Origin of the sequence: Actinophytocola sp., assembly GCF_035942955.1 — a bacterium.
In the GTDB taxonomy this organism is placed as follows: Bacteria; Actinomycetota; Actinomycetes; order Mycobacteriales; family Pseudonocardiaceae; genus DASYTH01.
Genome location: NZ_DASZCQ010000219.1, coordinates 1 through 7,494 on the forward strand (window position 1 = coordinate 1; position 7,494 = coordinate 7,494).

5 protein-coding genes and 1 pseudogene are annotated in these 7,494 nt (G+C 70.3%); all 6 read right to left on the minus strand.

The annotated features are described in order from the left end of the window. Positions 1-190: pseudogene (locus tag VGX25_RS22480) on the minus strand (hypothetical protein); the annotation flags it as partial. 33 nt (positions 191-223) lie between these two features. Next, positions 224-1,804, minus strand: coding sequence for a hypothetical protein (locus VGX25_RS22485; RefSeq protein ID WP_326919850.1), 1,581 nt, complete (start codon positions 1,802-1,804; stop codon positions 224-226). Beyond that, positions 1,804-3,372, minus strand: a complete 1,569-nt coding sequence (locus tag VGX25_RS22490) for a hypothetical protein (RefSeq protein WP_326919851.1) — start codon at positions 3,370-3,372, stop codon at positions 1,804-1,806. Before VGX25_RS22490 ends, VGX25_RS22485 begins: the two co-directional genes overlap by 1 nt. Next, a complete protein-coding gene (locus VGX25_RS22495; protein ID WP_326919852.1) occupies positions 3,372-4,970 on the minus strand; it encodes a hypothetical protein in 1,599 nt (532 codons plus the stop codon). The genes VGX25_RS22490 and VGX25_RS22495 overlap by 1 nt, the downstream gene beginning before the upstream one ends. A gap of 168 nt (positions 4,971-5,138) precedes the next feature. Further along, entirely contained in the window at positions 5,139-6,395 is a 1,257-nt protein-coding gene (locus VGX25_RS22500; RefSeq protein ID WP_326919853.1) for a hypothetical protein, read from the minus strand. After that, positions 6,350-7,450 carry a ThiF family adenylyltransferase gene (locus tag VGX25_RS22505; RefSeq protein WP_326919854.1) on the minus strand — a complete coding sequence of 367 codons (1,101 nt, stop codon included), beginning with the start codon at positions 7,448-7,450 and terminating at the stop codon, positions 6,350-6,352. Before VGX25_RS22505 ends, VGX25_RS22500 begins: the two co-directional genes overlap by 46 nt. Positions 7,451-7,494 lie beyond the last annotated feature (44 nt).

Sequence of the window (7,494 nt, forward strand, 5' to 3'; positions counted from 1 at the left end):
AGCTGCCGCCGGAGCGGGTCCAGCCGTCGAGGTTGCCGTCTTCGAAGTTGTCGCTGAACAGGGTTTCGGCCTGGGCGGTGGGGGCGGGCACGACGAGCAGCGCGAACACCGCCGCGCCGACCGCGGTCAGCACGGCAAGCACCGTCGCGGCGCGCCGCCTCGCCCTACCTTTCTGCGCTGTCACTCGCATCGCGAGCCTCCTGTGGGTGAGCGGGGATCACGGTCAGGCGCCGATTCGTCCGACGCCGACGCCGGATCGGACCAGTGCGGGCACGTTGGCGGTGGGGTCGAGGGTGTAGGAGTAGGAGTTGCGGGGTTCGGTCACGCCGCCGGCGACCTCGCAGGCGCCGGAGTTGGTGAAGATGTTGTTGCGCTGCACGAGCCGGCCAGGACCGGAGTCGGCGTAGCCGCTGGCGGAGAAGCAGGGGAACGGGACGCTCTCGAAGTAGTTGCCCTCGACAAGCACACCGCCGTCCATCGTGGACGCGACGCCGTACAGCTCGTTGCCGCGGAAGTAGTTGTTGTAGACGTGCACCGGCTCGCCGAATCGCACCCGCGGGTGCCGCTGGCGCGAGCCGTCGAAGTAGTTGTGGTGGATGGTGACCTTGAGGTGGCCGGTGTCCTCGCCGGCGTTGCCGTCGGAGTGGCCGATCAGCATGGTCTTGTCTGTCTGGTTGAACCAGTTCCATGACACGGTCACGTACTCGGCGCCGCGCACGATGTCGATGGCGCCGTCGACCGGGGCGACGAACTCGTTGTGGTCGACCCAGATGTGGTGCGAGTTCTGGCCGACGTTGACCGCGTCGTCCTCGGCGGCGGTGAACTTGATGTTGCGGACGATCACGTTGAAGGACCGGTAGAAGTCCAGCCCGCCGCCGTTGATCACGGCCGACGTGCCCACGCCGATGATTGTCTTGTTCGGACGGACACCCTGCTTGCTGGTGATGTTGATCGTGCCCTGCACCCGGATGATCAGCGGGCCGATCGTGTCGATGTAGGCGAGGAACTGCTCGGACGTGGTCGCGGTGACCGTCGGCCCACCGGCGCCCCCGGTGGTTCCGTTCTGCCCCAACGCGTTGACGCTCGCCCAGCCGATCGGCGCGCCGCCCGGCGGTGGCGGTGGCGGTGGCGGGTTGGTCGTGGTCGTGGTCGTCGTGGTGGTGGTGGTCGTCGGGGGAGGCCCGGCGCTGTCCACCACGACGTCGTCGAACGCCGCGCTGGCGTTGAACGTCGCCACCCCGAGCTGCCCGGCGGCGTACTGGGTGTCGGTGGCCGACAGCGGGGCGCCGCCGTTGACCGAGCCGCGCAACGTCGATCCGGACACCTCGAGGCGCAGCGTGTACCAGGTCCCGATCGACACCGGCACGGGCGCGGACGCCAGCGTGCTCGCCGAGCCGCCGACCAGCTTCTTGAGCTCCACGGTGTTGTTGCTGCGCAGCGCCACGTAGTAGTAGCTGGTCGCGCTCTGCGCCCTGGCCAGCACCGCGACGAACCGGTTCGTGCCGTTGAACGCGGTCGGCTTGACCCGCACGGTCACCGAGTAGTCCGTCCACGACGGCTGCCCGGCCCTGGCCCGTGCGTCGGAGCTGGTGCCGGTCTGCTGGTACACCCGGGACCCGTCGGTGCCGACCGACCAGGTGCCGCCGCTGGTGGACCAGCCGGTGGCGTTGCCGTCCTCGAAGTCGTCGCCGAACAGGGTGGCCGCCGACGCGCTGCCGGCCGGGCCGACCGCGACGAGGACCGCCGCCAGAAGCACGAAAACCAGTCCGGCCGCGGCGATTGCCATGGTGCGCAACGAGCTCATCAGATCCGCCCCACTCCGGCGCCGCCACGGACGATCGCCGGCACGTTCGCCGGAGCGTCCACCATGTACTGGTAGAAGTTGCGTGGCTCGGCCACGGCGCCGGCCACCTCGCAGGCGCCGGAGTTGGTGAACACGTTGTTGCGCTGCACCAGCCGGCCCGGGTCGGAGTCGGCGTAGCCGCTGGCCGAGAAGCACGGGAACGGGACGTTCTCGAAGTAGTTGCCCTCGACCAGCACGCCGGCGTTCATTGTGGACGCGACGCCGTACAGGTCGTTGTTCAGGTAGTAGTTGTTGTAGACGTGCACCGGCTCGCCGAACCGCACCCGCGGGTGCCGCTGGTGCGCGCCGTCGAAGAAGTTGTGGTGGTAGGTGACCTTCAGGAAGCCGATGTCCGCGGTGAAGCCGTCGGAATGCCCGAGCAGCGCGGTCTTGTCCGTGCCGCGGAACCAGTTCCAGGACACCGTGACGTAGCTCGACTGGCGCTTGATGTCCACCGAGCCGTCGAAGCCCGGCAGGAACTCGTTGTGGTCGATCCACACGTGGTGCGCCGAGTTGGTCACGCTGACCGAGTCGTCGGACGCGTTGCTGAACCTGAGGTTGCGGATGATGACATTGTTGCCCGGTCTCGTGGTGGAGCCGAGATGCAGCCCGCCACCGGTGATCTCGGCGCCGGCCCCGGCCCCGATGATGCTCTTGTCGGCCACCACGGTGATCATGTCGTCGAACTGGATGCGCCCGGACACCATGATCACGAAGGGCCCGGCCCGGCCGGCGTAGTCGGCCAGCTCGGCCGCGGTCGTGACGGTGACCGTCGGCCCGCCGGCGCCGCCGGTGGTTCCGTTCTGCCCCAACGCGTTGACCGTCGCCCAGCCGACCAGCCCGCCCGGCGGCGGGGGTGGCGGCGTGGTCGTGGTGGTGGTGGTGGTCGTGCTCGTCGGCGGGCCGGAGGTGTCCTGCACGGTGACGTCGTCGAACGCGCCGCCGGCGAAATATGCCGTCAGCCCGGTGGTTCCGGTGGCGAACGTGGCGTCGCTCGCCGACACCACCGCCGCGCCGTTGAGGAAGCCGCGCAGCGTCGTGCCGAACGCCTCCAGCCGCACCGTGTACCAGGTGCCGACCGACACCGCGGCCGGCGCCGACGCCAGCGTGGTGAACCCGCCACCGACGCGCTTGCCGAGCACCACCGAGCCGGCGTTGGACAGCCCGAGGTAGTAGTAGTTGCTGGTGCTCTGAGATCGGGCCAGCACCGCGACGTGCCGGTCCGCCCCGTTGAACCCGGTCGGCTTGATCCGGGCCGAGACCGCGTAGTTGGTCCATGCCGACGATCCGGCCCTGGCCCGTGCGTCGGAGCTGGTGCCGGTCTGCTGGTACACCCGGGATCCGTCGGTGCCGACCGACCAGGTGCCGCCGCTGGTGGACCAGCCGGTGGCGTTGCCGTCCTCGAAGTCGTCGCCGAACAGGGTGGCCGCCGACGCGCCGCCGGCCGGGCCGACCGCGACGAGGACCGCCGCCAGAAGCACGAGCACCAGTCCGGCCGCGGCGATTGCCGTGTGACGTATGGGGTTCATCAGATCCGTCCCACTCCCGCGCCCGCCGTGACGGCGGCCTTGACCCCGTTCGGGTCGTCCATCGTGTAGCCGTAGTAGTTGCGCGCCTCCTCCACGCTGCCGCTGCAGTCGGGCTGGCCCGGCTCGGTTCCGGTGAAGACGTTGTTGCGCGCGACGCACCGCCCGGACGGGCCGGCGTAGGAGTTGGTCACCGGCTCCTCGACGTTCTCGAAGTAGTTGCCCTCGACCAGGCAGCCGGCGTCGGCCTGGCAGGCCACGCCCACGTCGGTGTTGTGGAAGTAGTAGTTGTTGAACACGTGCACCGGCTCGCCGAACCTGACCCGCGGGTTGCGCTGCGGGGTTTCGTTGAACCAGTTGTGGTGGTAGGTCACCTTCAGCCGGCCGACGTCCTGGGCGCCGTTGGAGTCGTCGTGCCCGAGCAGCATGTTCTTGGTGTGGTTGTGGGTGTGGTTCCAGGACACGGTGATGTAGCTCGACCCGCGCTTGATGTCGATCGCCCCGTCGAACCCGCTGGAGAGGTCGTTGTGGTCGATCCACACGTGGTGCGAGAACATCTGCACGTTGATCCCGTCATCGGCCCAGTTGCGGAACACCAGGTTGCGCACGATGACGTTGTGCACCGCGTTCGCCGGCGGCGACGTGATCGCGTCCTCGATCGGCAGCCCGATGTTGAGCCCGCCACCGGTGAACCCCGAGTTGGCCCCGATGCCCACGATCGTCTTGTCCGACGCCACACTGTGCATCGGGCCCGGCAGCGCGATCATCCCGCGCACGCAGATGGTCAGCGGCCCCGGCTGCGCGATCGCCGCCAGCACCTCCGACGCGGTGTCCACCTCGACCGCCGGCCCGCCGGCGCCACCCGTGGTTCCGTTCTGCCCCCACGCGTTCACCGCGGCGAACCCCACCGGCTGGCCGGAGCCGTTGCACGTCCCCGGCGTCGGTGGCGTGGTCGTCGTGGTCGTCGGCGGCACCCCCTGCCCCGGCGTGTCGGTCACCACCACGTCGTCGAAGGTCGCGCTGGCGAAGTAGGCCGCCACCCCGACCCGGCCGCCGCCGAATGTGCCGTCGCTCGCCGACACCACCTCGACCCCGTTGAGGAACCCGCGCAGCGTGCTGCCGAACGCCTCCAGCCGCACCGTCTGCCACTGCCCGACGGTGACCGGGGCCGTCGCCGACGCCAGCCCCGTGAACCCCCCGCCGACCCGCTTTCCCAGCACCACCGACCCCGCGTTGGTCAGGGCCAGGTAGTAGTAGTTGCTGGTGTTCTGCACCCTGGCCGTCACCGCGACGTGCCGGTTCGACCCGTTGAACCCGGTCGGCTTCACCCGCACCTGCACCGCCTGACCGGCCCACCCCGCCCCGGCGAGCGCCCGCGCGTCCGAGCTCGTCCCCGACTGCCGCCACGCCCGCGACCCGTCGGTCACGACCGCCCAGCTACCCCCCGACCTCGACCACCCGTCGGCATTCCCGTCCTCGAAGTCATCCCCGAACACCGTCGCCGCCCGCGCCGCCCCCGGCACGAGCACCAGCGCGAGCACCGCCGCCCCCACCGCCGTCAACACGGCCGACACCCCGGCCGCACGCTTTCCTGTCTGCATCGCGAGCCTCCTGTGGCTGAGCAGGGATCACCACGAACGGGCACGCCACAGCACGCCGGCGGACCGAGCCCTACCGTCGCATGTGGACCTACATTTCACCTGTCAACCAGACTAGAAACAGCCACGTGGACAATCGCGCACACCATGTGGACTTTGGAGCCGCCGTGCTCATTGCGCCTTTCGGCGGCGGTGCAGGCGTTCTCGGGTGGCGACGCCGACGAGGAGGGCCAGCGGGGTGAGGGCGAGGGCGGAGAAGACGACCGACTGCCAGAACCGCCCGGTGGTGGGGGCCGCGGTGGACAGGCTTTCGGCGATCCAGCCGAGCAACGTCCAGAGTGCCGGCAGGAAGAAGGCCACGAAGTAGCCGGCCGCGGCGGCGAACCCGGCGAGGCACAGCCAGCGGAACCAGGCGGCCACCCTGCGGTCCCGCGGGTGGGCGCTGGCCAGCTCGGCGGCCTGCCGTTCATCCAGCCGACCGAGCATTCGGCGTAGCTCCAACGTGTTGACCCGCCACAGATCCCGGCAACCGAGCAGCATGACCAGCACGGCGTACAGGTCGGTGCGCAGGAACACCAGGAACTGGAACAGGATCCCGGAGACCTCGACGGCGACGAGCGCGGCCACGAGCCGATCAAGGCCGTCGTCGGCACCGATCAGCGCGACGGCGAGGAGTCCACTGAGGAGCACCGTGTCGTAGGCCAGACCGGCGAGCAGCGGGCCGAACCGGCGCCGCCGGGGCAGGCCCCACAGTTGGGACAGATCGGTTTCGAAGACCAGAAAGTACAACCGCCGCCCGATGCTGAACCGGGCGGGCACACCCTGCGCCCGCGCGGCCAACCAGTGGGCGACCTCATGACCGGCGGTGGACAGCATGGCCCAGACCGCAAGCGCGCCGAGGCTGAGCACCGGGCTGGACAGGAAGTACAGGTCGTCCGGATCCGGCCGGTAGGCCGGCACGGCCACCATCAGCACCGCGCAGCCGACGAACAGCACGCCGTAGCAGAGCCAGGCGAGCGGCCCGAACAGCGGGCGGACCAGCTCGGGACGCACACCGGCGATCCACCGCCGGGCCGGCGCATCGGGCATCGCCGAGACCGGCGTGCCGTTGATCTGGGCGACGAAACCCAGCTCCACCAGGGTCTGACCGAAGTCGACCGCGTCGACCTCCTCGCCGGCCTCGACGCTGGCCGCCTGCCCGGCCTGCCCGAGCGTCGCCCCGCCGCGCAGCCGCTCGATGAGCGTGACGGCGATCCGGGGAACCGCCACGTACACGCCGGTCTGCGGATCTCCGACGAGGTGCTCACCGTCCTCGGGCACCACGGTGAGCTCCTTGAGCACCAGCCGGCTGTCCTCGGTCAGCGGTGGCAGCGGGTCCACGGTCAGTCCACCCCGGCCGGCGCCGGCCGGGTCGGCACCGCGGCGCATGCGGCGCAGTCCGGATCTCGCGGCCATGGCTGGTCGGTTTCCGTGCCGCCGGCCCGAAAGTCGACCACCCGGAACCGCCCGGCCGCCGCCGGTGCGGCGAACCCGGTGAGATAGCGCAGCGCCTCCATAGCCACCAGCGAGCCGACGAGGCTGGCCACCGGGCCGATTCCCCGGTTGACCGCGGGCAGTTGCGGCGCAAGGCGGCGCGCCACGCTCGCGGTGCGCACCCCGTCGGTGGCCAGCGCGTCGGCGCGCAACGCGCAGGAATAGCAGGCGCTGCGCCCCGGATCGACCGACCAGTACACCACCCTGGTCGGCAGCATCCCGCCCCGCACGTACGGGACCCCGGCGGCAAGGCACGCCTCGTTGACCCACACGTCCACCTCGTCCGGCCGGTCCACGCCGGTGATCAGCAGGTCGGCGTCGGGCAGCAGCGGCGCCACGTCGGCCGGACCGGTGACCCGGCGCGCGACCGTGCGCACCCGGAGCCCGGGGTGGAAGGCAAGCAACCTGGCCGCGGCCCGCTCCACCTTGAGCGAGCCGATGTCGGCGTCGGAATACAGGAACTGGCGGGCGAAGTTGCGTGGCTCGACCCGATCGTGGTCGAGCACGGTCAGCCGGCCGACGCCGAGACCGGCGAGGTTCAGCAGCACGGTGGAACCGAGTCCGCCCGCACCCAGCACGACCACGTGCGAATCGAGCAGCCGGCGCTGAAAGTCCTCCGCCGACCGGTCGAGCGAGGCGAACGTCTCGAAGAATGCCAGGTTGGAGAAATAGCGCTCGACCTGACCGTCCGGCAACGGCTCGCGTTCGGCATTCTCGAGCAGGCGCAGCGAGTCCAGTGCCTCGATGGCCGATTCGACCTCGGTCGCGGTCACGTCCGGATAATCCTCGGCGAGCTCGCCGGCAAGCCGGACCGTATCGCGCGTTCCCTCGCGCAGCAGCCGAAACAGCGCCTCGACCTGACCACTCGGATCCGCGAGCACTATCTGCTCACTGGGATCGAAGGCGACCACCAACTCGTCGGCCACCCGCTGCCAGGTCAGTTCCTTCAACCTCGGAATCATTCGGCGCCTCGCCCGTACACGGCTCCGGTCGT